At 36.8% G+C, this 25,643-nt stretch carries 23 protein-coding genes; 20 read left to right on the forward strand and 3 right to left on the reverse strand.

What is annotated here, in order from left to right; genetic code table 11:
* Positions 1 to 5: 5 nt before the first annotated feature.
* Positions 6 to 2,321 (reverse strand): sensor histidine kinase, encoded by a 2,316-nt coding sequence (locus tag JFU18_RS17480; RefSeq protein ID WP_201032098.1) that lies wholly within the window; start codon positions 2,319 to 2,321, stop codon positions 6 to 8.
* 116 nt (positions 2,322 to 2,437) lie between these two features.
* Here JFU18_RS17480 and JFU18_RS17485 point away from each other — a divergent pair, with 116 nt between their 5' ends.
* Positions 2,438 to 2,605: a hypothetical protein gene (locus JFU18_RS17485; RefSeq protein WP_201032097.1), complete on the forward strand. Its 168-nt coding sequence runs from the start codon at positions 2,438 to 2,440 to the stop codon at positions 2,603 to 2,605.
* A gap of 1 nt (position 2,606) precedes the next feature.
* On the opposite strand, the gene JFU18_RS17490 is transcribed toward JFU18_RS17485, so the two are convergent.
* The gene (locus JFU18_RS17490) at positions 2,607 to 3,536 is read right to left on the reverse strand and encodes a polyprenyl synthetase family protein (RefSeq protein WP_201032096.1); all 930 of its coding nucleotides are present in this window, start codon (positions 3,534 to 3,536) and stop codon (positions 2,607 to 2,609) included.
* Positions 3,537 to 3,806: 270 nt separating this feature from the next.
* Between JFU18_RS17490 and JFU18_RS17495 the strand changes: the two genes are divergently transcribed.
* From JFU18_RS17495 to eno, 14 genes are all read left to right on the forward strand, one after another.
* The gene (locus tag JFU18_RS17495) at positions 3,807 to 4,061 is read left to right on the forward strand and encodes a response regulator transcription factor (RefSeq protein WP_201032095.1); all 255 of its coding nucleotides are present in this window, start codon (positions 3,807 to 3,809) and stop codon (positions 4,059 to 4,061) included.
* 19 nt (positions 4,062 to 4,080) lie between these two features.
* On the forward strand, positions 4,081 to 6,237 hold the full coding sequence (locus JFU18_RS17500; protein WP_201032094.1) for a peptidase domain-containing ABC transporter: 2,157 nt from the start codon (positions 4,081 to 4,083) through the stop codon (positions 6,235 to 6,237).
* The gene (locus tag JFU18_RS17505) at positions 6,221 to 7,693 is read left to right on the forward strand and encodes a S8 family peptidase (protein ID WP_201032093.1); all 1,473 of its coding nucleotides are present in this window, start codon (positions 6,221 to 6,223) and stop codon (positions 7,691 to 7,693) included. Before JFU18_RS17500 ends, JFU18_RS17505 begins: the two co-directional genes overlap by 17 nt.
* A gap of 95 nt (positions 7,694 to 7,788) precedes the next feature.
* Complete coding sequence (locus JFU18_RS17510) at positions 7,789 to 8,673, forward strand: ABC transporter ATP-binding protein (protein WP_201032092.1); 885 nt, start codon at positions 7,789 to 7,791, stop codon at positions 8,671 to 8,673.
* Positions 8,674 to 8,676: 3 nt separating this feature from the next.
* Positions 8,677 to 9,897 carry an ABC transporter permease gene (locus tag JFU18_RS17515; protein ID WP_201032091.1) on the forward strand — a complete coding sequence of 407 codons (1,221 nt, stop codon included), beginning with the start codon at positions 8,677 to 8,679 and terminating at the stop codon, positions 9,895 to 9,897.
* A 19-nt stretch (positions 9,898 to 9,916) separates the two neighbouring features.
* Positions 9,917 to 10,114 (forward strand): hypothetical protein, encoded by a 198-nt coding sequence (locus JFU18_RS17520; protein ID WP_201032090.1) that lies wholly within the window; start codon positions 9,917 to 9,919, stop codon positions 10,112 to 10,114.
* A 300-nt stretch (positions 10,115 to 10,414) separates the two neighbouring features.
* Positions 10,415 to 11,722, forward strand: a complete 1,308-nt coding sequence (rpoN, locus tag JFU18_RS17525; protein WP_201034496.1) for an RNA polymerase factor sigma-54 — start codon at positions 10,415 to 10,417, stop codon at positions 11,720 to 11,722.
* 9 nt (positions 11,723 to 11,731) lie between these two features.
* A complete protein-coding gene (locus tag JFU18_RS17530) occupies positions 11,732 to 11,977 on the forward strand; it encodes a glutaredoxin family protein (protein ID WP_002143722.1) in 246 nt (81 codons plus the stop codon).
* A 135-nt stretch (positions 11,978 to 12,112) separates the two neighbouring features.
* Positions 12,113 to 13,141: a gapA transcriptional regulator CggR gene (cggR, locus tag JFU18_RS17535; RefSeq protein ID WP_061673724.1), complete on the forward strand. Its 1,029-nt coding sequence runs from the start codon at positions 12,113 to 12,115 to the stop codon at positions 13,139 to 13,141.
* Positions 13,142 to 13,167: 26 nt separating this feature from the next.
* Positions 13,168 to 14,172, forward strand: coding sequence for a type I glyceraldehyde-3-phosphate dehydrogenase (gap, locus tag JFU18_RS17540; RefSeq protein WP_002016071.1), 1,005 nt, complete (start codon positions 13,168 to 13,170; stop codon positions 14,170 to 14,172).
* A gap of 139 nt (positions 14,173 to 14,311) precedes the next feature.
* A complete protein-coding gene (locus tag JFU18_RS17545; RefSeq protein ID WP_002016070.1) occupies positions 14,312 to 15,496 on the forward strand; it encodes a phosphoglycerate kinase in 1,185 nt (394 codons plus the stop codon).
* Between the two features lie 32 nt (positions 15,497 to 15,528).
* Entirely contained in the window at positions 15,529 to 16,284 is a 756-nt protein-coding gene (gene tpiA, locus JFU18_RS17550; RefSeq protein WP_002159914.1) for a triose-phosphate isomerase, read from the forward strand.
* On the forward strand, positions 16,281 to 17,810 hold the full coding sequence (gene gpmI, locus JFU18_RS17555) for a 2,3-bisphosphoglycerate-independent phosphoglycerate mutase (protein WP_002129880.1): 1,530 nt from the start codon (positions 16,281 to 16,283) through the stop codon (positions 17,808 to 17,810). Before tpiA ends, gpmI begins: the two co-directional genes overlap by 4 nt.
* Positions 17,811 to 17,840: 30 nt before the next feature.
* On the forward strand, positions 17,841 to 19,136 hold the full coding sequence (gene eno / locus JFU18_RS17560) for a phosphopyruvate hydratase (RefSeq protein WP_000103948.1): 1,296 nt from the start codon (positions 17,841 to 17,843) through the stop codon (positions 19,134 to 19,136).
* 50 nt (positions 19,137 to 19,186) lie between these two features.
* Here eno and JFU18_RS17565 read toward each other — a convergent pair whose 3' ends face one another.
* On the reverse strand, positions 19,187 to 20,137 hold the full coding sequence (locus tag JFU18_RS17565) for a nucleoside hydrolase (protein WP_201034495.1): 951 nt from the start codon (positions 20,135 to 20,137) through the stop codon (positions 19,187 to 19,189).
* Positions 20,138 to 20,423: 286 nt separating this feature from the next.
* Here JFU18_RS17565 and JFU18_RS17570 point away from each other — a divergent pair, with 286 nt between their 5' ends.
* From JFU18_RS17570 to rnr, 5 genes are all read left to right on the forward strand, one after another.
* Positions 20,424 to 20,801, forward strand: coding sequence for a CidA/LrgA family holin-like protein (locus JFU18_RS17570; RefSeq protein ID WP_002016064.1), 378 nt, complete (start codon positions 20,424 to 20,426; stop codon positions 20,799 to 20,801).
* Entirely contained in the window at positions 20,798 to 21,490 is a 693-nt protein-coding gene (locus tag JFU18_RS17575) for an LrgB family protein (RefSeq protein WP_002129877.1), read from the forward strand. The genes JFU18_RS17570 and JFU18_RS17575 overlap by 4 nt, the downstream gene beginning before the upstream one ends.
* Before the next feature lie 94 nt (positions 21,491 to 21,584).
* Positions 21,585 to 21,818, forward strand: a complete 234-nt coding sequence (secG, locus tag JFU18_RS17580) for a preprotein translocase subunit SecG (protein WP_002016062.1) — start codon at positions 21,585 to 21,587, stop codon at positions 21,816 to 21,818.
* A gap of 161 nt (positions 21,819 to 21,979) precedes the next feature.
* Positions 21,980 to 22,720 (forward strand): alpha/beta hydrolase, encoded by a 741-nt coding sequence (locus JFU18_RS17585; RefSeq protein WP_162836430.1) that lies wholly within the window; start codon positions 21,980 to 21,982, stop codon positions 22,718 to 22,720.
* Between the two features lie 376 nt (positions 22,721 to 23,096).
* Positions 23,097 to 25,541, forward strand: a complete 2,445-nt coding sequence (gene rnr / locus JFU18_RS17590; RefSeq protein WP_374101401.1) for a ribonuclease R — start codon at positions 23,097 to 23,099, stop codon at positions 25,539 to 25,541.
* Positions 25,542 to 25,643 lie beyond the last annotated feature (102 nt).

The following is a 25,643-nucleotide window of genomic DNA, read 5'->3' on the forward strand; positions in this document are numbered from 1 at the left end:
TTTATTCACCTCGGTATAGTAATATTTACTTGTAGTCCATTTCCTATTTCTGAAATAAGCTGAATTTCGCCTCCTATTCCTTGAACGCGCCCTTTAATTCCAGATAAGCCCATATGTTTATTTGAAGAATAGGGGGCTTGTGTATTAAAACCGATGCCATTATCACGATAATCTAGATAAATACAATTATTCTCTTCCCATAAAAATATATTAATTAAATTTGCATTAGAGTGCTTATCAGCATTGTTTAATAATTCTTGGATGATACGATAAATAGATAAAATTTTATCAAATTCGTAATGATTCTCCTGTATTGAGTCGTATTCAAATTGAATTCGGAAATTAGTACGTAGTTGCATTTGTGCTAATAGCTCTTTAAGCGCACCTATAAGACCAATTTCAGATAGAAGAGCGGGTTTTAATTCATTACAAGTGTCACGAATTTGTTGAATAACATCAAACATACCGAATTTTATTTTTTCTAATTGTCCCTGCAATTCACCTGGTACAGTATGTTCTTTTAATACGGTTTCTAGTTTCCGATACCAGACAATTTGGTCTTGCAGGGCAGCGTCATGAAGATCTGCAGCGAGTCGACGCCTTTCAGTCTCTGAGATTTGAAATAGTAGGCGCGAAAGAGTTGCTGAATGTGTTTTATTTGCTAGGCTTTTTTTTTCTAAAGATTGAATGATCTGGTTAACTGAATTTAGGTTTTCATAAACGAGACGTACATATTTTACGATAGCAATAAACCAAGTTTTTTCATTGATATTAAATTTAATATTGTTGGTTTTATTTCCAACCCAAATGTAATGCTTTGTATTTTGAGTAGAATATAAATAGATGCCGATACATCCGTCATCTTCTAATAAATCATTTACATATCCCGATTCCATTCCCCATTGTTTCTTTTTCGAAAGATTAAATTTTTCTGTTTCTCCGTAACTTTTATAACAATTGTATGTATTTTGTTTTATATCAAATTCAATAAATTGTATAAAACATGGTTTTAGTAGGGAGATAATTTCATTCATAAATTTTTTCTCTAAATCTTTTACTTTCATAATGGAAGAAAGTTGTTGTGCGAATTGATCAATACTTACATGTAGATTGGTTTTGCTTCTGAATAATTGATTGCGAAATGTGAAATCTAATCGTTCCTTTATTATAAGAAACAGTATGTTTAAAGGGAAAATGATAATAAAATTTTGCATGAGTCTAATAAAGAAGCGTTCGTCAGGATTAATACCCCAACTTATAATTAACGTAATAATGATAGTTGGAAGTAATGAGAGCATAGAGTAGTATCGAACACGATCAAACATAAAATCAATATCAAAGATTTGCTTTGTTAATATTAAATAAAAGTAGCCAATTGGAATGCAAAATAGGAATAATGCTGCAATATCAGCCCTAATAATGGCTGCATTAAATAATATCCTTGGGAGAGCATATAGTATTATAAATGGCCCGAAGGAAATACATTGGATAACTAACATAAATTTAAAAAAAGGTCTGTGTAAAGTATTTCTATATTTTATGTATCCTTTTAAAAGGAAATATACACTTAAAAGAATACTAAAACATAAATAAGCTAAATCTGTGTAAGCAGAGACTTGTTGCAAATTTGGAAAAAAGGTAACGGATAATAAGCCAGTAGTAACAACGGTCATGTATAGACAAATGTGAAATCTAACCACATTTTTATGTATAATAATAATTTCCTTCCGCTTAAACAGTTGATATAGAAATAAAGTAAGAAATAAAGATACACTTTGAAAAGAGATACTTATAATTAAGAGTCCGCCAAAATCAGATTTACTAGATATAGAAGAGGCGGAAAGGCTAATAGAGGTTGCTAATAAAAAAAGCATAAAATAACGCTCTTCTCGCCTTATAGCTTTATTTCTATAGACAATAAAACATAAGCTTAAAATGGTTAGAGAAAAAATCATTGGTAAGTATAATGTAATAAGTAGCTCCTTGTTGTCTGAAGTAGCTGTTGTGCTATAAGTAGAGATCCTATCATTCTTTATAGTTTGAATTTCGGTTGCATTTAAAAATTGATTTTGGTACCGCTTGAAAACCCCTAAATAAGGATTCTCCCCATTCACTTTGTAAATTTCATCACCTGCTTTTAATGCTGTTTTTGCAGCCCAACCCGAAGTATCAATTTGACTGATTGTATATGTCTTATGGTTTTCTTTAGAAGCGATAATGCCACTGTAAGGCTGATAAAATTTGTAGAGGATGTAACTTTGTATGATTAAGTAAAAAATTATTAATGAAATTACGAAATAAATTGGACGTTGTTTAATCATTGCTAGAACTACCTCACTATCATATATAATTTCGGAATCCCGCAATAGGATTGCGGATAATAGCAAAAGAATATGTAATAATATAAAACTATAAAAATTGGTGGGGTGAACGATATATGATTAGGGAATTAGTTGAACGTATATTAGAAGATATTCAATTTAAAAATGTGTGTAGTCAAGGAACAATAGCCATTGATGGTATATCAAAAAAAGAATTAGAAATTATATTAGGTACTTTAAATAAATCGACTTTACTTAGTAAAGCTGCTGAGACATGGAAGTAAACTAAATTAGAGTATCAATTAACCTATCCTTATTTGCTTGACTGAGTGAAAGTTGTTCGATGTATCCTTGGCATTTGTATACATATAGGTTCTGCATAACGGAGCAATACTCCATCGATCCACCGTATAGTAATATGTGTTTTAAAGAATCTAATGCTTGATTATTTAATTCATCATATTGTATCTCTTGATTAAAGAATTTTTTTATAAGTATAAAGTTATCATTTTTACTATTTAAATAATATAGTATTGGTAAAGTTTTCTTTAAATTAAGAAAATCATTTTTCTTATCCCATTGCATAATATCACGCATGTCGTTTTTTATTTGATTAATAACACCTATACATAGTGCGTAGTTTTCAATTAAAGAACGCTGGATAGGGTTGATATTCCCTGTTCCTAATAAGCATGCAAGTTTAATTAGATATCCAGATTTGTGAGTTACCATATCGATATAATCTTTTTCAGAATGGATTTCATTTTTAAGATCTAGCTGTTGTCCATTAATAGAGTTTAAAATACAAGAGTGTATTTCATTTTTGAGCCAGTTTTTCATTTGAATTGAAAGGGAAGATTTGTCAATTTCTTGCAAACAAATAAGTAAGAATCCCATAATTATATTGAGATTTGTGGCAATTGGATGTTTTGTCCAAGGTCCTTCTAAGAAATCTTCATCTTGAATATCATCCATAATATCTAGAGAGAGCATAAGTAATTCTATAATTGTTAGCAGTAATTGTTTTTCTTCTTCATTTTGGTTATCCTGAAATATTTCATAATGTACGAGAGTGATGTTAGCAAAACGAGTAGAATCATTGAATTTGTATTCGATATATTCTGAAGAACATTGACGTAATGTAGATTCGAAAAAATGTCCATAAACCAGTTTTTTTGCACGCAAAATTAATTCGTTTTGTAATGAATAAATCACTCGCAGCCCCCTTTTTTTACGGAAAATTCGTAATATTCAAATTGTAACATAAGAAGGAGATCTTCACAATTAAGCATATCGCAAATGCGATGTGTTTTTTTTATGAAGATGTTGCGGAGAATCGCGCTAATTTGTTTGCGGTAACTACAACGTGCATTGCGGACAATAACGTTTAAAAGAAGGATATGATATGAGTACAGATTAAGACAACACAGTTTAATAAACGAGAAAAAATAATCTAATATGGTTTGAGAATAAAGGAGGAGAATGATGAAGAAAGTTTTAAGTGGTCGAGAAAAAGAAGTAGCTGTGTTGATTGCACGAGGTTTGAAGGATGTTGAAATAGCAAGGGAGTTATTTATTAGTAGAAGGAGGGTGGGGGAATTAGTAGCCTCAATTAAAAGAAAGTTAGAAATACATTCAAGGGTCCAAATCGGAATAGCTGCATATTTTTTAGGATTAATTACATTTGAATTTAATTTTAATCAGGGTAACCATGAGGGTGTTGCCATGATTAATAGTTAAAGAGATAGGGGGGAATAAAATGGCAAAGGTGCCCTTTATAGAACAGATGGAACATAGCGAATGTGGATTAGCCTCATTGGCGATGGTCTTTAGTTTTTATGAAAAGCATGTTTCGTTAGCGGAATTAAGAGAAGAGTTTGGTGTCCCAAAAGGTGGTACATCTTTATACCAGCTTATGCATATTGCTAGAAAAAATGGTTTTCATGTAAAAGGATATAAAGCTGAATATGAGGCTTTAAGTGAAGTTAAATTACCAGCAGTTATCCATTGGGAGCATAAACATTATGTAGTCCTAGAGAAAGTGACAAAAAAAGGGGCTATAGTTATAGACCCTGCTTACGGAAGAAATAAAATCTCTAAAAAAGAGATGGAGGAAAAGTATTCTGGATTTGTATTAACACTTGAACCAGATGAGTCATTTCAAAAACAAAAAGGTGTCTCTCATTTGCAATTCTTTTTATCGTTTGTGTTAGGAAAAAAGAAATTAATAGCTTTAATTGTATTAGCATCTTTAATAATTCAGGCTTTTGCGCTGGTGATTCCATTTGTAACAAGTTGGATGACCGACCATGTAATTGTTCCGAGAGATCCGAGCTATATGAATATGATAGGTTACAGCATTTTAGTATTGCTAATAAGTTATCAAGTATTTGCTTCGTTAAGAGGCTTTCTAATAGCGAAGTTGCAAACGGCAATTGATATGTCTTTAATGCAAAGTTTTATAGAAAAACTATTAAGTCTTTCTTATAACTTTTTTGAGAATCGATCTATGGGAGAACTGTTATTTAGAGCAAATTCCAATGTATATATTAGACAAATATTATCTACTAAGGTAATTTCCTTTCTTATAGATGGAATTCTGCTTTTCACTTACTTATTCTTCATGTTTCATTATTCGACCTTATTAGGATTCGTTGTGTTAGCAGTTGGGATTGTTATATTCGCCCTACTTGTCATGAGCACGACTGTTTCTAAGAAGTTAGCTGATAAAGAGGTTTCGGCTCAAGCTCAAGTTCAAAGAATTTTGTCTGAGAGTATTAATGGGATTAGTGATGTGAAGGTTATGGGATTGGAAAAGCAAGTATTTACAGAATGGCAAGAACGCTTTGGTTCTCAACTTATTCATGCAGAGAAGAGATCTATCTGGACGGCGTTGATGAATACATTAGCGGGTTCTATTCAATTTATTTTACCGTTGTTTCTACTTTGGTTCAGTGGACAACAGGTGCTAGCTGGAAATATGACATTAGGAAGTGTACTCGGCTTTAACGCATTAGCGATTTCGTTTATAACACCGATTATTTCCATTGGGAGTGGCTATGGTGAATTGATTTATATTAGCTCCTATATTCAGCGGATTTACGATGTAATGCATGCGAGATCGGAGAGAGAGGTAAATCAATTTTCAGGAATTAAAAAACTGAATGGTGATATTGAGTTTGAAAATGTTTCTTATCGTCACAATTATTTCAGTGAAGATGCAATTCAGAATGTTTCATTTAAAATCAAGGCTGGTGAGAAGGTCGCAATTGTTGGGGCGTCTGGTTCTGGAAAAAGTACAATTGTAAAAATGCTTCTTGGACTATATACACCAACGAATGGGAAAATCCGATTTGATGGGATAGAAAGCGAAAAGTTGAATTTGAAATTTTTAAGGAAATCAATAGGAGTTGTTTTCCAAGAAGCGAGATTGTTTAACAAAACGGTAGGAGAAAATATTATCGCGCAAAGGAAAGGTGTGCCTCCGAATGGAGTAATTGAGGCATCAAAGCAAGCGAATATATTTGAAGATATTATGATACTACCATTAAATTTTCAAACGATGGTATCTGAATTTGGAGTTAACTTCTCTGGTGGGCAAAGACAAAGGTTAATATTAGCTAGAGCATTGGTAACAAACCCATCTATTCTAATATTAGATGAGGCGACAAGTGCCCTCGATACATTGTCTGAAAGAGTTATTGATGAGAATTTAACTGATATGTCATGTACAAGGATTGTCATTGCACATAGGTTAAGTACGGTTAAGAATGCAGATAAGATTATTGTAATGGATAAGGGAGCAATTGTAGAGATAGGATCACATACAGAGTTACTTGAGAAGCAAGGATATTATTATCAATTGTCAAAAGCTCAGGAAGTAAAAGGAGGGATTAAAAGTGAAAGATTGGCCTAAATATCGAAACACTATAGCGAAAATAGGTGCTGGAATTACAGTAGGATTATTATTAAACCTTCCTATAGTTGGAGTTAGTACGATAAGCGCTGAAGAAATGAAACATAATCAAATTAAAGAAAATTCGTATGTGTTTACATTGAGGCAAGGTGAAAATACGGATGAAATGATAAAGGAAATTAGAGATAAATATCCAGATTTAAAGCTAGAAGTAATAAAAGAAATTAAGATGCTGAATATTGAAGGTGATAATTTAGAAAGAGTACAAGAAGCGAAGCAGCATTTATTAAAAAATTATAAAGGGATAATTGAAAAAGCAGGTAGAGAGGATGTAGTGGAATTAAAGCCACCCACTATAGTGAAGAAACCTTCGAATATAACAAAATACGCACCTTCACAATTAGAACAAGAAGAGGTCGATTATAGCAAATGGAAATGGGATATCGATAAGGTAACAGAAAATGGGGAGAGCTATAAAATTGAACAAGGAAATCATAGTGTAAAGATTGGTGTTATTGATAGTGGAATTGATGTAAATCATCCTGCGTTAAAGGGGAATATAGTTAGTCAGGGGAAAATTTTAGTTCCGAATGTAGAATCGATTGAAGATAATATTGGTCATGGAACAATGATTGCGGGGCTGATAGCTGCTGATGGGAAAATAAAGGGTGTAGCTCCAAAAATCGGGATTGTACCGTACAAAGTATTTCAAGGTAGTTCTGCGGATTCAAGCTGGATTATTAAAGCTATTGTAGAGGCTGCAAATGATGGGATGGATGTTATTAATTTAAGTTTAGGAACATACAAGTCCATTAAAGATCCAGAAGAAGGAGCTGTGTATTTAGCTTACAAAAGAGCAATAGAGTATGCGAATAGTAAAGGGAGTTTGCTAGTGGCTTCCTCTGGAACAGAAGGGTTCGATATTTCAAATCCTTTTCAATTAGCTAAGCAAAGAGGATATGAAAACGACTTGCAACTTCATATGCCTGGAGGTTTACCGGGGGTAGTAACTGTTGCGGGAACAAATAAAGATGATCGATTAGCTTATTACTCTAATTATGGAACAAATGTTGATATTGCAGCTCCATCAGGAGATTATGGATCTTTGTGGGAAAGTGAAAAAGTGGGAGATGAAACAGCTATGGTATTAACCACATACCCTACAAACCTTCCGCAATCTCAGCTAAGTGAATGGTTAGGATTTGATAGAGGGTATGAGCTGATGATTGGAACGAGTCTAGCAGTTCCTAAAGTATCTGCTACAGCTGCACTTGTAATTGCGGAATATAAAGAAAAATTTAGGCTGAAGCCTAGTAATGGATTTGTTAAAACAAGATTATATCAGGGGGCCAAACCGGTATTGGATGACGGGAAAAAATACTTTGGAAAAGGCATTGTAAATGCGAAGGGTGCACTTGATTTTCGAAATACAAATTTTAAAAAATGGGAGAGATAAAGATGAATTTTAAAAAATTTTTACTCATGATTGGCGGAATTGCTTTAGGAATGGCAGTTATTTACTTTATTAAACAGTAAAAGGGGATGTTATATATGGCATTTGAAATTCAAGGATTAAATAAAACATTTGGTGAATATAAAGCCGTTAACGATTTAAATATACGTGTAGAAGAAGGCGGGATTTTAGGGATGCTGGGCCGGAATGGTGCTGGTAAGACGACAACAATTCGTATGATTTTAGATTTAATTAAACCGGATAGCGGCCAAATTCTATGGAATAATCGCCCTTTTTCAAAGAAAGACTTGTCTATCGGTTATTTACCAGAAGAGCGTGGATTATACCCGAAAATGAATGTAGTGGAGCAATTAGTGTATTTCGGAAAGTTAGAAGGAATGCCAGCTAATCTTGCAAAAAGGCATACGTTACAATGGCTAGAAAAATTAGAAATGACACCACATTTAAAGAAGAAAACAGAGGAATTGTCAAAGGGAAATCAACAAAAAATCCAATTGATTTCAGCGATATTGCATAATCCGGAATTCATCATACTAGATGAGCCATTTAGTGGATTGGATCCTATAAATGCAGAGATGTTAAAAAATGTTGTGCTCGAGTTAATCGCACAAAGAAAAACGATTATCTTTTGTAGTCATCAAATGGACAGTGTAGAAACGTTCTGTGAGGAAATTTGTATTATGAAAAACGGTCAACTTGTATTATCGGGTGCTTTGTCAGATATTAAGAAAAGTTATCAATACAAATATATGACGTTGCAAACGGAAGGAGATATTGAACCTATTCTCAAGGAAAAAAATTTCAATTTTGAAAAAAATAATCGTACGTTCATGATTAAAGTTAATGATGGAGAGGATGCATTTTCGCTGCTTGAAGATATTAAAACTAAACAATATATCCGAGATGTTTCAATTAAAGAACCTTCTTTACATCAAATCTTTGTTGAAAAGGCGGGTGCATAAGTAATGAGGAATTTCTGGATTGTTTTAGGGCAAACGTACTGGGATCGTGTGAGAACGAAAATATTTATTGGGATGACATTGTTATTAATAGGAGGCGGGATATTTTTATTCTCTTTTCCAACTTTAGTACAAAAGTTTTCTGGAGAGAAAGAAAAAGAAAAGGTTGTATTTATTTCTGAAGCACCTAATGTTACGGTGGATCAATCTAATCTTAGTAAAGCTTTTCCAGAATGGGATTGGTCTTTGGGAGATAAAACAAAATTAAATCAATATAAGCAAGACTTGTTAGATAAGAAAGTCGAAGCGCTCTTTATATTAAAAGAGGGTGCGGGTGCTGAACCAGTATTAGATTATTTCATGAAGCTGGATAATCCTAAGTTGATTCAAAGTGCACAGGTATTTGTACAAAATCAGTATTTCCAAAGTACAGTAGTTAAACAACAGTTATCAGAAGAGGCTGTGAAATCACTTACGATGAACGTGCAAGCGAAAAAGCAAAACTTAAATAACGAAGAAACAAGTTCATTTTTACTAGTATATTTATTAGTAGCGATTATGTACTTAGCGATCACTTCATATGGAAATGCTATCGCGACAGCAGTTGCGTCAGAGAAAGCCTCACGTGTTATGGAAGTGATGGTAACAAAAGTATCTCCTGTCCATATGGTTTTCGGAAAAATTTTAGGGGTCGGTCTTGCTAGTTTGACACAGTTATTTATTTTCTTCCTTAGTATGGCGCTATATATTAAATCGGGAGTTTTTAAGGTATCGGATTCATTTTTTGGAGTGAATATTGATGTGAATATGATTACAGGTGAGCACGCTGCATATTTCTTGTTATATTTTGTTCTCGGTTACTTCGTTTATGCAGCGCTTTTCGCAGTGTTTGGTTCCATGGTCAGCAGGCCAGAAGAATTATCAGGAACAACGATGCCGATTACCCTTATATTGATGGGAAGCTTAGTGGTGGAGTTATTAGTAGTACTTGATAATCCTGAGGGGCTAGTATCAAGGGTGACATCATATGTACCATTTACAGCCCCGATTAGTATGGTAGTTAGGATTATTAATGGATCTGTTGGGAGTTTAGAAATTATTACATCTATGGTTGTATTACTGGCTAGCATCAGCTTAATTGCTATGTTTGCAGCGAAGGTCTATCCGAAAGGTGTATTAAGAAGTGGTAAGAGCCTTAAATTTAGTCAATTGTTAAAAAATAATTAATTGTAAGGGGGAATAAAAAATGGGATTTTTTTCGAAAAGAAAACAAAAAATGATGGATAGTAGTGGCGAGAGAAGCGTGAAAAAAATAGTTGAGTTGTCTGTGGAAGAGATGAGAGGAATTCAAGGAGCGTCTAGTGAATCGAACGATTATCTCTATGATTCCTATGTAATTAGGAATCAAAGTTCCTTAGCTTTAAATAAGAGGTTTCTTACTTAATAGGAATCATAAAAGAGTAGTTAGGCATAGTGAAGTGTCACTATACCTAAACTGCTCTTTTTATTTTGGAATTGAACAGAGATAAATTTAATGTTGTTATATATAAAATTAAGGGTTACTATTAGTATGTGGTAATAATTTTTATACGTTATTATTTTCTTTCAATATTATTCAAATTTAGGTTGTAAGATGTAAATCTCATTAATACATATAAATTAATAATATTTTGGAATGGGTGTCTGCGATAGGATTCTCCTTTTACCAAACTTATTGTACAATAGAAACAAGGGGGAGATTAGTTTGAAGGCAAGTCTTTTACAAGAACAAAGCTTACGTTTGGCAATGACACAAGAGTTAAGGCAAGCGATTACAATGCTCCAGTATAATGTACAAGAATTATCGGAGTTTTTGTATGAGCAATCGTTAGAGAATCCCCTTATTGAGTTAGGTGGTTTTGAGAGGGAGAAGAAAAAGAGCTCTAACACAAGTAAAAGTACCCGCAAACAAGTCGATAATCAAATGGAAATCTACAGTGTGGATTCTACAACGATTCAGCAACATTTATTAAATCAACTACAGTATTATAAAATAGATGAAGAAGAGCGAAAAGCAGCTTCTTTCATTATTATGAACATGGATGGAAATGGCTATTTACAAGAAACAAATGAAGAGTTATCAGAGCTTCTTTCTGCGCCAATTGATGTAGTGGACTGTTCCGTGGAGCTTGTTCAATCGTTAGAGCCAGCAGGGGTAGGTGCGCGTAATATTCAGGAATGTCTATCAATCCAATTGAAGCGCTTACAAAGAAGAAATGGGTTAGCGGAAGAAATTATAGATGATCATTTTAATTATTTCGTTAAGAAAGATTGGCGAAAGCTCGTTCAAGTGTTGAAGTGTACCAACGAGGAATTACAGGATGCGGTGAACTGTATTACATCATTGCAGCCGAAACCAGGTCTTGCATTTTCTTCTGATAAACCACTTTATATCGTGCCTGATATGGCGGTAAAAAAAGATGGCGATCATCTCGTTTTACAGATGAATGAGAGAAATATGCCAAGAATTGAAATTCACTCTGAGTATAGTGCGTTACTAAATAATAGTGAAAGTGAAGTGGCTTCTTACGTATCGGAGAAGTATCAGCATGTGCAATGGATTATACGCAGTTTGAAACAGAGAAAACAAACACTCTTACAAGTGATGAGTATTATTATGGAAAAACAGCATGATTTCTTCTGGGGAGGTCCAGAGTATTTAAAACCACTTGCTTTAAAAGAGGTGGCGGAAGAGTTAGGTGTGCATGAGTCTACAATTAGTCGTGCAACGCGTAATAAATATGTGCAAACGCCGCACGGTTTATTTGAGATGAAATCGTTCTTTAGTAATTCTATTTCTACGACGGAAGATGAGGCGGTTTCCACAAAGCGTGTGAAACAATTCATTCAAACGCTTGTTGGAGCAGAAAATAAGAAAAAGCCACTTTCGGATCAAAAGATTTCAAAATTATTAGAAGAAGAGCATGAAATAGTTATTTCTCGAAGAACGGTTGCGAAGTATAGAGAACAAATGCATATTCCTGCTTCATCTCTAAGAAAAACAATTGGATAGGTGAAGAAGATGAAGGTTGTACTATATACAAAAAAAGATTGTGGTCTTTGCGTGAAGGCGAAACAAGTTTTAAAAGAAGTACAATATGAATATTCTTTTCAAATTGAGGAAATAGATATATATGAAGATAATGACCTTTTAGAGAAATACCATCTAATGATTCCTGTTGTAGAAATAGGCGGAAGACAAGTGGAATATGGTAACATTCACAAAGGTGTCATAATAAACTATATAAAGAATGCAGTTAAGAGTTGAATAAGTTTCTGTCTCCTGTTACAATAATACACGTAGCAGGGATTATTTTTTTAACCTAAGTGGGACACAAAATGTCACTACGGGACATAAAGTGACCACGAAGGGAAATGAACCGATGCAGTGAGGAGAAAAGATATGCGCTCATGGATTCAGAACACAAAAAAATTATTACCTGATCTGCTACCTGTTATGCAAACGAGAATGCAAGTGCTTCAGTACATTAGGCTTATGCAGCCGATTGGAAGAAGAAACTTATCTGCAAGTCTCGGTATGACAGAACGAGTATTGCGAAGTGAAGTTCAAGTTTTGAAAGAACAAAACTTAGTTCACGTCGCTTCTTCTGGAATGACTTTGACAGAAGAAGGAACAGCTTTAGTTCTTGCTTTGGAAGACTTTATGAAAGAAATTTCCGGGTTAAAGGTTTTAGAAAAACAACTTAAGGAAACATTAGACTTGGATGAAGTTTTCGTTGTCCCTGGTGATAGTGATGAATCACCTTGGGTCAAACTGGAGATGGGCCGTGCTTGTGTGACTTGTATAAAAGACCGTCTGACAGTGAATAATATCGTTGCTGTGGCTGGAGGAAGTACGCTAGCTGCTGCTGCGGACATGATGCAACTTGATTGCAAAGATTTACATATGCTATTTGTCCCAGCACGTGGTGGAATTGGAGAAGGTGTCGAGTTAGAAGCCAATACCATTTGCGCCAAAATGGCACAAAATACGATGAGTAATTATCGCTTATTGTATGTTCCAGATCACGTTAGTAGCGAAGCATATGCGTCTATTGTAACAGAGCCCTCCGTGAAAGAAGTTCTTGAGTTGATTCGATCTTCCAATATCGTCATTCATGGAATTGGTGATGCGTTAACAATGGCACGTCGCAGAAATACTTCAGAAGCAGATTGGTTAAAGATTCAGGCAAGCGAAGCAGTTGGCGAAGCTTTCGGTTACTACTTTAATGAACAAGGAAATGTTGTTCATAAAGTAAGAACAGTTGGTATGCAACTTGAAGATTTACAACATGTATCTCACGTTGTCGCAGTCGCTGGAGGTTCTTCAAAAGCAAAAGCAATACAGGCTGTAATAAAGCAAGGGCACACTTCAATTCTAATTACAGATGAAGGTGCAGCAAAACAATTAACAAAGGGTATTACCCTTTAATATAATCCCCCAAGGAGGAAATTTAAATGACTAAAATTGGTATTAATGGATTTGGACGTATCGGACGTAACGTATTCCGCGCAGCTCTTAACAACTCTGAGGTAGAAGTAGTAGCAATCAACGACTTAACAGATGCTAAAACATTAGCTCACCTTTTAAAATATGATACAGTTCACGGAACTTTAAATGCAGAAGTATCTGCTAACGAAAACAGCATCGTTGTTAACGGTAAAGAAATTAAAGTTATCGCTGAGCGTGACCCAGCTCAATTACCATGGAGCGACTACGGAGTAGAAGTAGTAGTAGAATCTACTGGCCGTTTCACTAAAAAATCAGACGCTGAGAAACACTTAGGTGGATCAGTTAAGAAAGTTATCATCTCAGCTCCAGCTTCTGACGAAGATATCACTGTAGTTATGGGTGTTAACCACGAACAATACGATGCAGCTAACCACAACGTAGTATCTAATGCTTCTTGTACTACAAACTGTCTAGCTCCATTCGCTAAAGTATTAAACGAAAAATTCGGCGTAAAACGCGGAATGATGACAACAATTCACTCTTACACTAACGACCAACAAATCTTAGACTTACCACACAAAGATTTACGTCGTGCTCGTGCAGCAGCTGAAAACATGATCCCAACATCTACTGGTGCTGCTAAAGCTGTAGCATTAGTATTACCAGAACTTAAAGGTAAATTAAACGGCGGCGCTGTACGTGTTCCAACTGCTAACGTTTCTCTTGTTGACTTAGTTGTTGAACTTGACAAAGAAGTAACAGTTGAAGATGTAAACGCAGCATTCAAAGCAGCTTCTGAAGGCGAATTAAAAGGTATCCTTGGATACAGCGAAGAGCCATTAGTATCTATCGACTATAACGGATGTACAGCTTCTTCTACAATCGATGCATTATCTACAATGGTAATGGAAGGTAACATGGTTAAAGTACTTTCTTGGTACGATAACGAAACTGGTTACTCTAACCGCGTAGTAGACCTAGCTGCATACATGACTTCTAAAGGTCTTTAATTCTTAAGTATATAAGCAATCAATGACAAAACGAGGGAGAGGGTTTGTTCCCTCTCTCTCTTCTTTCGTTTTAGAAGCAAATGTGTTAAGCTTTTGAATGGGTTTTGTCAATCCTAACTAGTAGTCGGAGGGAAATCCAATGAACAAAAAATCAATTCGTGACGTAGATTTAAAAGGTAAGCGTGTATTTTGCCGCGTTGATTTCAACGTACCTATGAAAGAAGGCAAAATTACAGATGAAACTCGTATCCGTGCAGCTCTTCCTACAATTCAATATTTAATAGAGCAAGGTGCGAAAGTAATTTTAGCAAGTCATTTAGGCCGTCCAAAAGGTCAAGCAGTAGAAGAATTACGTCTTACTCCAGTAGCAGCACGTTTAGGCGAGCTTCTTGGTAAAGATGTTAAAAAAGCGGACGAAGCATTCGGACCAGTTGCACAAGAAATGGTTGCAGCAATGAACGAAGGCGACGTATTAGTTCTTGAAAACGTACGTTTCTATGCGGGCGAAGAAAAGAACGATGCAGAACTTGCGAAAGAATTTGCAGCTCTTGCTGATATCTTCGTAAACGATGCATTCGGTGCAGCTCACCGTGCTCACGCTTCTACAGCAGGAATCGCAGACTACCTACCAGCAGTATCTGGTTTATTAATGGAAAAAGAGTTAGATGTATTAGGTAAAGCACTTTCTAACCCAGAACGTCCATTCACAGCTATCATCGGTGGTGCGAAAGTAAAAGATAAAATCGGTGTAATTCGTCATCTATTAGACAAAGTAGATAACTTAATCATCGGTGGCGGACTTGCTTACACATTTGTTAAAGCTTTAGGTCATGAAATTGGTCTATCTCTATGTGAAAACGACAAAATCGAACTAGCTAAAGAATTTATGCAACTTGCAAAAGAAAAAGGCGTAAACTTCTACATGCCAGTTGATGTTGTAATCACAGAGGAATTCTCTGAAACTGCAACAACTCAAATCGTAGGTATCGACTCTATCCCTTCTACATGGGAAGGCGTGGACATCGGTCCTAAAACACGTGAAATTTATGCAGATGTAATTAAAAATTCTAAGCTTGTTGTATGGAATGGACCAATGGGTGTATTCGAAATGACTCCATTCGCAGAAGGTACAAAAGCAGTAGGACAAGCATTAGCAGATGCAGAAGATACATACTCTGTTATCGGCGGTGGTGACTCTGCAGCAGCTGTTGAAAAATTCGGTATGGCTGATAAAATGAGCCACATTTCTACTGGCGGCGGTGCGTCATTAGAATTCATGGAAGGTAAAGAGCTTCCAGGTGTAGTTTGTCTTAACGACAAATAAGTAGCAGCCAAAGAAAAAGGACGGTGCAAAGCATGCGTAAACCAATTATCGCAGGTAACTGGAAAATGAATAAAACTCTAGCTGAAGCAGTTAGCTTCGTAGAGGAAGTTAAAGGTCAAATCCCAGCAGCTTCAGCTGTTGATGCAGTAGTTTGTTCGCCAGCTCTATTCTTAGAGCGCTTAGTAGCAAAGGCTGAAGGAACTGACTTACAAGTAGGTGCACAAAACATGCACTTCGAAAAAAATGGTGCATTCACTGGCGAAATTAGCCCAGTAGCACTTAGCGACTTAAAAGTAGGCTACGTAGTACTTGGCCACTCTGAGCGTCGTGAAATGTTTGCTGAAACAGACGAGTCAGTAAATAAAAAGACTCTTGCAGCATTTGAACATGGTTTAACACCAATCGTTTGTTGTGGTGAGACTTTAGAAGAGCGCGAAAGCGGAAAAACATTTGATCTAGTAGCAGGTCAAGTAACAAAAGCACTTGCAGGTTTAACAGAAGAGCAAGTCAAAGTAACTGTTATCGCTTATGAGCCAATCTGGGCTATCGGTACAGGTAAATCTTCTTCTTCTGCAGATGCAAATGAAGTATGTGCGCACATCCGTAAAGTTGTTGCAGAAGCTGTTTCTCCAGAAGCTGCAGAAGCTGTTCGTATTCAATACGGCGGTAGCGTAAAACCAGAAAACATTAAAGAGTATATGGCACAATCTGACATCGACGGCGCTTTAGTTGGCGGTGCTAGCTTAGAGCCTGCTTCGTTCTTAGGTCTTCTGGGGGCGGTAAAATGAGAAAGCCAACAGCTTTAATCATTCTTGATGGTTTCGGACTACGTGAAGAAACTTACGGGAATGCTGTAGCACAAGCTAAGAAACCTAATTTTGATGGTTATTGGAACAAATTCCCTCACACAACGCTTACAGCTTCTGGTGAGGAAGTAGGTCTTCCAGCAGGTCAAATGGGTAACTCAGAGGTTGGTCACTTAAATATCGGTGCTGGCCGCATCGTATATCAAAGCTTAACACGCGTAAACGTTGCAATTCGTGAAGGTGAGTTCGATCAGAACGAAACTTTCCAAAATGCAATTAAAAGCGTGAAAGAAAAAGGTACTGCTCTTCATTTATTCGGTTTACTTTCTGATGGTGGTGTGCACAGTCACATGAACCATATGTTTGCTCTTCTTCGCTTAGCAGCAAAAGAAGGCGTGGAGAAAGTATATATCCATGCATTCTTAGATGGCCGCGATGTTGGACCACAAACAGCAAAAGGTTATATCGATGCAACAAATGAAGTAATTAAAGAAACAGGAGTAGGACAATTCGCGACTATCTCTGGTCGTTATTACTCCATGGACCGTGACAAGCGCTGGGATCGCGTAGAAAAATGTTACCGTGCTATGGTGAATGGTGAAGGCCCTACTTATAAATCAGCAGAAGAGTGTGTAGAAGACTCTTATGCAAATGGTATTCATGATGAATTCGTATTGCCGTCTGTAATTGTTAACGAAGATGACACGCCAGTTGCAACAATCAATAATGATGATGCAGTTATCTTCTATAACTTCCGTCCAGACCGTGCAATTCAAATTGCTCGTGTATTTACAAACGAAGACTTCCGTGAGTTCGATCGTGGTGAAAAAGTACCTCACATTCCTGAGTTCGTTTGTATGACACATTTCAGTGAAACTGTAGATGGTTACGTGGCATTCAAGCCAATGAACCTTGATAACACATTAGGTGAAGTTGTTGCGCAAGCGGGATTAAAGCAACTTCGCATCGCGGAAACTGAAAAGTATCCGCACGTTACATTCTTCTTTAGCGGTGGTCGTGAGGCTGAATTCCCAGGAGAAGAGCGTATTTTAATTAACTCACCGAAGGTTGCAACGTATGATTTGAAACCTGAAATGAGCATTTATGAAGTAACGGACGCTTTAGTAAATGACATCGAAAATGATAAACATGATGTTATCATTCTTAACTTTGCAAACTGTGATATGGTTGGCCATTCTGGGATGATGGAACCAACAATTAAAGCAGTAGAAGCAACTGACGAATGTTTAGGAAAAGTTGTAGAAGCGATTCTTGCAAAAGATGGTGTAGCACTTATTACTGCTGACCATGGTAATGCCGATCAGGAGTTAACTGCTGAAGGTGGACCAATGACAGCTCATACAACTAACCCGGTTCCTTTCATCGTTACAAAAAATGATGTAGAGCTTCGTGAAGGTGGTATTTTAGGAGATATCGCCCCAACAATGCTTACACTTTTAAATGTGGAACAACCGAAAGAAATGACAGGTAAAACAATTATTAAATAATTTGCTTATATAAAAAGGAGAGAATTTATTATGTCAACAATTATTGATGTTTATGCTCGCGAAGTCCTTGACTCTCGTGGTAACCCAACTGTAGAAGTAGAAGTTTACACAGAAAGCGGCGCATTCGGACGCGCTATCGTACCAAGTGGTGCATCTACTGGTGAGCACGAAGCAGTAGAATTACGTGACGGTGACAAATCTCGTTACCTTGGTAAAGGTGTTCTTAACGCAGTAAACAACGTTAACGAAGCAATCGCTCCAGAAATCGTTGGTTTCGACGTAACTGACCAAGCTGGTATCGACCGTGCTATGATCGAATTAGATGGCACTCCAAACAAAGGTAAACTAGGTGCTAACGCTATCCTTGGTGTATCTATGGCAGTAGCTCACGCAGCAGCTGACTTCGTAGGTCTTCCATTATACCGTTACCTTGGTGGATTCAATGCAAAACAATTACCAACTCCAATGATGAACATCATCAACGGTGGTTCTCACGCTGATAACAACGTTGACTTCCAAGAGTTCATGATCTTACCAGTTGGTGCTCCAACATTCAAAGAATCAATCCGTATGGGTGCTGAAGTATTCCATGCACTTAAAGCTGTATTACATGACAAAGGTCTTAACACTGCAGTAGGTGACGAAGGTGGATTCGCTCCAAACCTTGGTTCTAACCGTGAAGCATTAGAAGTAATCATCGAAGCTATCGAAAAAGCTGGTTACAAAGCTGGCGAGAACGTATTCTTAGGAATGGACGTTGCTTCTTCTGAGTTCTACAACAAAGAAACTGGTAAATATGACCTTGCAGGCGAAGGCCGTACTGGCTTAACTTCTGCAGAAATGGTTGATTTCTACGAAGAGCTTTGCAAAGACTTCCCAATCATCTCTATTGAAGATGGTTTAGACGAAAACGACTGGGATGGTCACAAATTATTAACTGAGCGTATCGGTGATAAAGTACAATTAGTTGGTGACGATTTATTCGTAACTAACACTCAAAAACTTGCTGAAGGTATCGAAAAAGGTATCTCTAACTCAATCTTAATTAAAGTTAACCAAATCGGTACTTTAACTGAGACTTTCGAAGCAATCGAAATGGCTAAACGTGCTGGTTACACAGCAGTTGTATCTCACCGTTCTGGTGAAACTGAAGATGCTACAATCGCTGACATCGCAGTTGCAACTAACGCTGGCCAAATCAAAACTGGTTCTATGAGCCGTACTGACCGTATTGCTAAGTACAACCAATTACTACGCATCGAAGACGAACTAGGCGAAATCGCTGTTTACGATGGTATCAAATCTTTCTACAACATCAAACGATAATTGTAGAAAATAACGACAGACCGTGAGAAATCACGGTCTGTTTTTTTTTGCTAAAATTGTTCGTCTGTCATAAGTGACATGAAGTATTTAAAGAAGAGATTATAATCAAAATTGATAGCAATTTGCTGCGAGGGCCGATTAGTGAATGGGCTTGATCCTACTAAAGAGCGGAAATCACCGATGCTTGCTCCTTGAGCGTAAGATTCGGTCATGACGGTAATTGGTGATTTGTAGTAGGTAAACATAGAATTATCAAGTAAAGCTAATATCGGTATCGTGTCATGAAAAGGGCAGCCTTTTAATTGTGGTAAAATTTTTTCGTAATATCCATAGTAGTAATGATCGAACAGAGGTTTGACGAGAGAAGCCTTTCCTTTCGCCTCAATATATTCAGCCATATCAGGTGTAACGATGGAATACTGCGTTACATTTAACGGGTATATGTACATGTTGGATGCAGATTGTAATACAATGTTAGCCGCGATTGGATCGCCATAAAAATTCGCTTCTGATACGGGAGTTACATTACCTGGGTGTAGAAAGGAACCACCCATTACATAATAAGATTTAATTTGCTGCATTAAGTTTTTACATAAAATAAATAAAGCAGCTAGGGAAGTGAGTCGCCCTAAACTTACAATGATTAGTTCGTCTTTATACTGCTCGATAAGAGGGATAACTTCAAAAAAATTCTCCATTTCCCCGTTTTGTAACTTTTCATTTGAAATGATTGGGCCTAATCCTTCTTTACCGTGAATATTAGTAAAAAAAGCGGGTGGACCTCCATTGAGAGGACGGTCTGAACCACCAAATATTTTCATATCTCTATTTCTTGATTTTTGTTTAAGAAAATGAGCATTTTGTACGGCCATTTCTTTTGGAACATTGCCGTAATCAGCGACAATCCCAACAATTTCAATTTCATCGATAAAGAATGCGAGGAGGAGGGCTATCGCATCGTCGATTCCAGGATCACAAAAAATGAGAATTTTTTTAGACATGCGTTCACCACCTATCTTTATATATATATGTGTGCTAGAGAGAAGGCAGAATAAAAATGGAGTGAAGGATTTTGTTTTATTAAAATAATAATCATCAAAATTCAGAAAATATAAACTTTATATATTAGGTCAAGGTTTTTGACGTAAAATACATTAGGAAACGCAGTCATATCAAGGGTGTAAGCGTATAATATAGTGGGTTTTCGTTGTCGATTTGATAAATTGCAGGTTTTTACAATTTATACTATGATAAGGATATTAACAGAAGATCGTATAAACATGAGGGATGATGAACATGAAACTTACAAAGATTCTTGTCCAAATTGCTGCTCTTTATGTATTTTATATGGTTGGAAATTGGGTGCAAGAAATGTTGAATCTTCCGATTCCAGGAAGTTTGATTGGGATGTTCCTCCTACTTGTTTTGCTTAGCCTAAAAGTACTTCCAGTGAAATGGTTTGATTTAGGAGCAGAAACACTCGTTGCTATTATGCCGTTTTTATTAATTCCGCCAACGCTTGGCTTAATGAATTACGGTGCTTTTTTTATGAGTAAAGGAATTTCCCTTTTCATTACAGTTGTAGCGAGTACGTTTTTAATTATTATTGTCGCAGGACATACAGGACAATATCTTGCGAATAGAAAGGAAAAAGAGACACAATGAGCCAAATATTAATCGGAATCGGTTGGGTTCTTTTTACGGTGCTATTATATCAATTATCTAAAAAAATCTACAAATTATTTCCAACACCATTTACCATTCCAATGCTTGTTGCAACAGGATTAATGGCTTTCTTATTTATAATGCTTGATATACCATATCAAAATTATATGGAAAGTGGTGGTGGCTGGATTGCGAAGCTACTAGGACCAGGTGTTGTAGCATTTGCAATCCCGCTTTATAAACAACGTCATGTTCTGCAAAAATATGTTGTACCAATTGCTGGTGGTGTATTAGTAGGTACAACAGTTGCTATTGCAAGTGATTTTGCTATCGCCACACTTATGGGAACAGATAAAAGCTTAATTTTATCTTCTTTACCAAAATCAGTGACAATGCCAGTTGCGATGAGTGTATCTGAACAAGTTGGTGGTGTCCCGTCCTTAACAGCAGCATTCGTCGTTATCGCAGGGATTACTGGAACGATTTCAGGACCAATTTTATTAAAATGGAGCCGTGTTACAAACTCAGTTGGTAAAGGAATTGGCTTTGGATGTGCGTCTCATATTATGGGTGTTATGAGAGCGATGAAAAATAATGAGCATGAAGGTGTTATTGGATCGGTAACAATGACATTAACAGCAATTTTGACATGTTTGCTTGGACCGTTATTCGCAATGATGTTCATGTAATAGAAGAAAAGCGAGAGTGATTCTATAGCTCTCGCTTTTCTATAGGATTTATGCTACATTTAAAATAACTGAATCTTTGTAGGAGGTACGCCAAGTGCATACGTTATTATCAGTTTTACTTATTATTGTATCGATTTTAATGATTGTTATGGTACTTATGCAGTCTAGTAATAGCTCAGGCCTTTCAGGCGCTATTTCAGGTGGTGCAGAGCAATTGTTTGGTAAGCAAAAAGCACGTGGAATTGAAGCGGTATTAAACCGTGTTACAGTTGTCTTAGCTGTACTATTCTTCGTACTAACAATTGGTGTTACGTACTTAAATTTATAAAATTAAAAGAAGAAGCGTTAGCGGATTATGCTAATGGTTCTTCTTTTTTTGATTTGTTATTCAAAAAAAGTTTCTAATTAGATTATAGAATTATAAATATGGTACACTAAGAATAGAAAGAATACGACTAGATTACAGAAGAGAAAGAGGAGAAGTACATGATGAAATTAGCATCTCCGAAACCATTTACATTTGAAGGTGGAGACCGCGCTGTTTTATTATTACATGGATTCACAGGGAACTCAGCTGACGTACGCATGCTAGGGCGTTTCTTAGAGAAGAAAGGCTATACTTGTCATGCACCAATTTATAAAGGACACGGCGTACCACCAGAAGAGCTTGTTCATACAGGCCCTGAAGACTGGTGGAAAGATGTAATGAATGCCTACCAGCATTTAAAAGATCAAGGTTACGAGAAAATAGCTGCGGTTGGATTATCATTAGGCGGAGTATTCTCATTAAAACTTGCTTATACATTACCGATTTTAGGTGTTGTACCAATGTGTGCACCGATGTACATTAAAAGTGAAGAAATTATGTACCAAGGTATATTGGCATATGCCCGCGAATATAAAAAGCGTGAGCAAAAATCACCAGAACGAATTGAGCAGGAAATGTTTGAATTTAAACAGACACCAATGAATACATTAAAAGCATTACAGGAGTTGATTCGTGACGTACGCAATAATGTTGATATGATTTATGCTCCAACATTCGTTGTACAAGCACGTCATGATGAGATGATTAATACAGATAGTGCTAACATTATTTATAACGGTGTAGAATCTACGTTAAAAGACATTAAATGGTATGAAGACTCTACGCATGTCATTACACTTGATAAAGAACGTGATGTGCTACATGAGGATGTATATAACTTCTTGGAGCAACTAGATTGGTAAGGTCTAGTTGCCTCTTTTTTTCATAAGGGAATTTTTATCCCGCTATTTGTGGGCTAATAATCAGTGGGGACAGACAAAAAATCACTGATTAAAGTTACACTTTATGAAAGCTGTAAAAAATCATTGGGAGATGATTAAAGTTTCACTTTATCCCGCATTAACGGGCAGTAAGCCCCCCACCTTAAAATTCAGCGAAAGCAAAGAAGTTAGGTGGGGGAACCAACTGCCCGTAAAAGCCCGATTGGTGAGGGCTAATAATCAGTGGGGGATGAACAAAACCCCCACTGATGAAAGTTTCACTTTATACATCCCCCATCTTTCGGATACACTAAATAATATAAGGGTTTAAAGGAGGTATTTCTGCTTGGAAGAAATCATGCAAGAACATATTGATAAGTTGTTATTATTTATGAGGGAAGAAGCGTATAAACCGTTAACGATACAAGAATTAGAATCGGCATTTGGAATCGAAGGCTCTGAGGGCTTTAAAGATTTCGTAAAGGCACTTGTAATGATGGAAGAGAAGGGGCTTGTTATCCGCACACGTAGTAACCGCTACGGTCTTCCAGAAAAAATGAATTTAGTACGCGGTAAATTAATTGGGCACGCACGTGGTTTTGCGTTCGTCGTTCCAGAAGAGAAGAAAACAGGAGATGATGATCTTTTCATCCCGCCGACAGAATTAAATGGTGCACTTCATGGTGATACAGTATTAGCACGTGTTAGCGCACAATCAAGTGGATCACGCCAAGAAGGCGCGATTGTTCGTATTTTAGAGCGTGGAACGAAGGAACTAGTTGGTACATATACAGAGTCAAAGAACTTTGGATTTGTTATACCTGATAATAAACGCTGGACAAGTGATATTTTTATCTTGAAAAGTGCATCTATGGGCGCTGTAGAAGGTCATAAAGTAGTTGTGAAAATTACGGGTTACCCAGAGAACCGTTTAAGTGCAGAAGGTGAAGTTATTCAAATTCTAGGTCATAAAAATGACCCAGGAGTAGATATTTTATCTGTCATTCATAAACATCATTTACCTTTAGCATTCCCTGAAGAAGTGATGGAGCATGCAAACAGTGTACCAGAAACGATTTCAGAAGAAGATATAAAAGATCGTCGTGATTTACGTGATCAAATGATTGTTACAATTGATGGTGCGGATGCGAAAGACTTAGATGACGCTGTTACAGTAACGAAGCTTGAGAACGGTAACTATAAGCTTGGCGTTCATATTGCGGATGTAAGTCATTACGTTCAAGAAGGTTCTCCAATTGATGTTGAAGCAGCAGAGAGAGCAACGAGTGTATATCTTGTAGACCGTGTAATTCCGATGATTCCGCATCGTTTATCAAACGGTATTTGTTCATTAAATCCGAAAGTAGACCGTCTGACACTATCTTGTGAAATGGAAATCAACAATCTAGGTGATGTTGTAAAACACGAGATTTTCCAAAGTGTAATTAAAACGACAGAGCGTATGACGTATGCTGACGTAAGAAGCATTTTAGAAGATGAAGACGAAGCGCTAATTGAACGTTACGAGCCGCTAGTGCCAATGTTTAAAGAAATGGGGCAGTTAGCACAAATTTTACGTGAAAAACGTATGCGCCGTGGTGCGATTGACTTTGACTTTAAAGAAGCGAAAGTACTAGTAGATGAAGAAGGAAAACCGACTGATGTTGTAATGCGTGATCGTTCCGTATCAGAGAAGTTAATTGAAGAGTTTATGCTTGTTGCGAACGAAACAGTAGCGGAGCATTTCCACTGGATGAACGTACCGTTTATGTACCGTGTCCATGAAGATCCGAAAGAAGATAAGCTTGAGCGTTTCTTTGAGTTTGTAACAAACTTCGGATATGCAGTAAAGGGACGTGCGAATGAAATACACCCTCGTGCATTGCAGCAAATTCTTGAAATGGTTCAAGGTCAGCCGGAAGAAATAGTCATTTCAACAGTTATGCTTCGTTCTATGAAGCAAGCACGTTACGACTCGAACAGCTTAGGACATTTTGGTTTATCAACTGAGTTCTACACGCATTTCACATCGCCAATTCGTCGTTACCCAGATACGATTGTTCATAGATTGATTCGTGAATACATCATTAATGGTAAAGTAGACAACGAAACGCAAGCGAAATGGCGTGAAAATTTACCTGAGATTGCAGAGCACTCTTCTAATATGGAACGCCGTGCTGTTGAAGCAGAGCGTGAAACAGACGAAATGAAAAAAGCAGAGTATATGGTCGATAAGATCGGTGAAGAGTATGACGGTATGATTAGCTCTGTAACAAACTTCGGTTTATTCGTAGAGCTTCCAAATACAATTGAAGGTCTTGTACACGTTAGCTATTTAACAGATGATTACTACCGTTATGACGAAAAACATTTTGCGATGATCGGAGAACGTACAGGTAACGTATTCCGCATCGGTGACGAAATTACAATTCGTGTTATTAACGTAAATAAAGACGAGCGCGCAATCGACTTTGAAATCGTTGGCATGAAAGGCACACCTCGTCGTAAGTTCAAAGATCGTCCAGTTGTGATTGAACAGCCAAGAACAGGCAGAAAGAAACGCGGTGGACGTAGCGAACGTAGTAATGAGCGCGGTGGTGAACGCGGCACAGGAAGAAAGTTTGATCGTGGTGGACAAGGAAAAGGAAAAGGAAAAGGAAAAGCATCAGCATCTGCATCCACATCCGCTAGTCAGCCAGGGAAAAAAGATGGTAATAGTAATAGTAATAGTAATGGTAAGAAGAAAAAAGGATTCTTTGAAAATGTACCAGGATTCAAGAAGAAAAAGAAAAAGCGCAAGTAAGAAAAGAGTGGCTTCGCCTTACATTCTGAGCGAGCCACTTTCGCTTTTTGTTGGAATTTAGCTACAGTGGCTAGAATCTATTGGCCATTTCGCGCCCTCGGA

Origin of the sequence: Bacillus sp. TH22 (assembly GCF_016651015.1) — a bacterium.
GTDB lineage: Bacteria > Bacillota > Bacilli > Bacillales > Bacillaceae_G > Bacillus_A > Bacillus_A mycoides.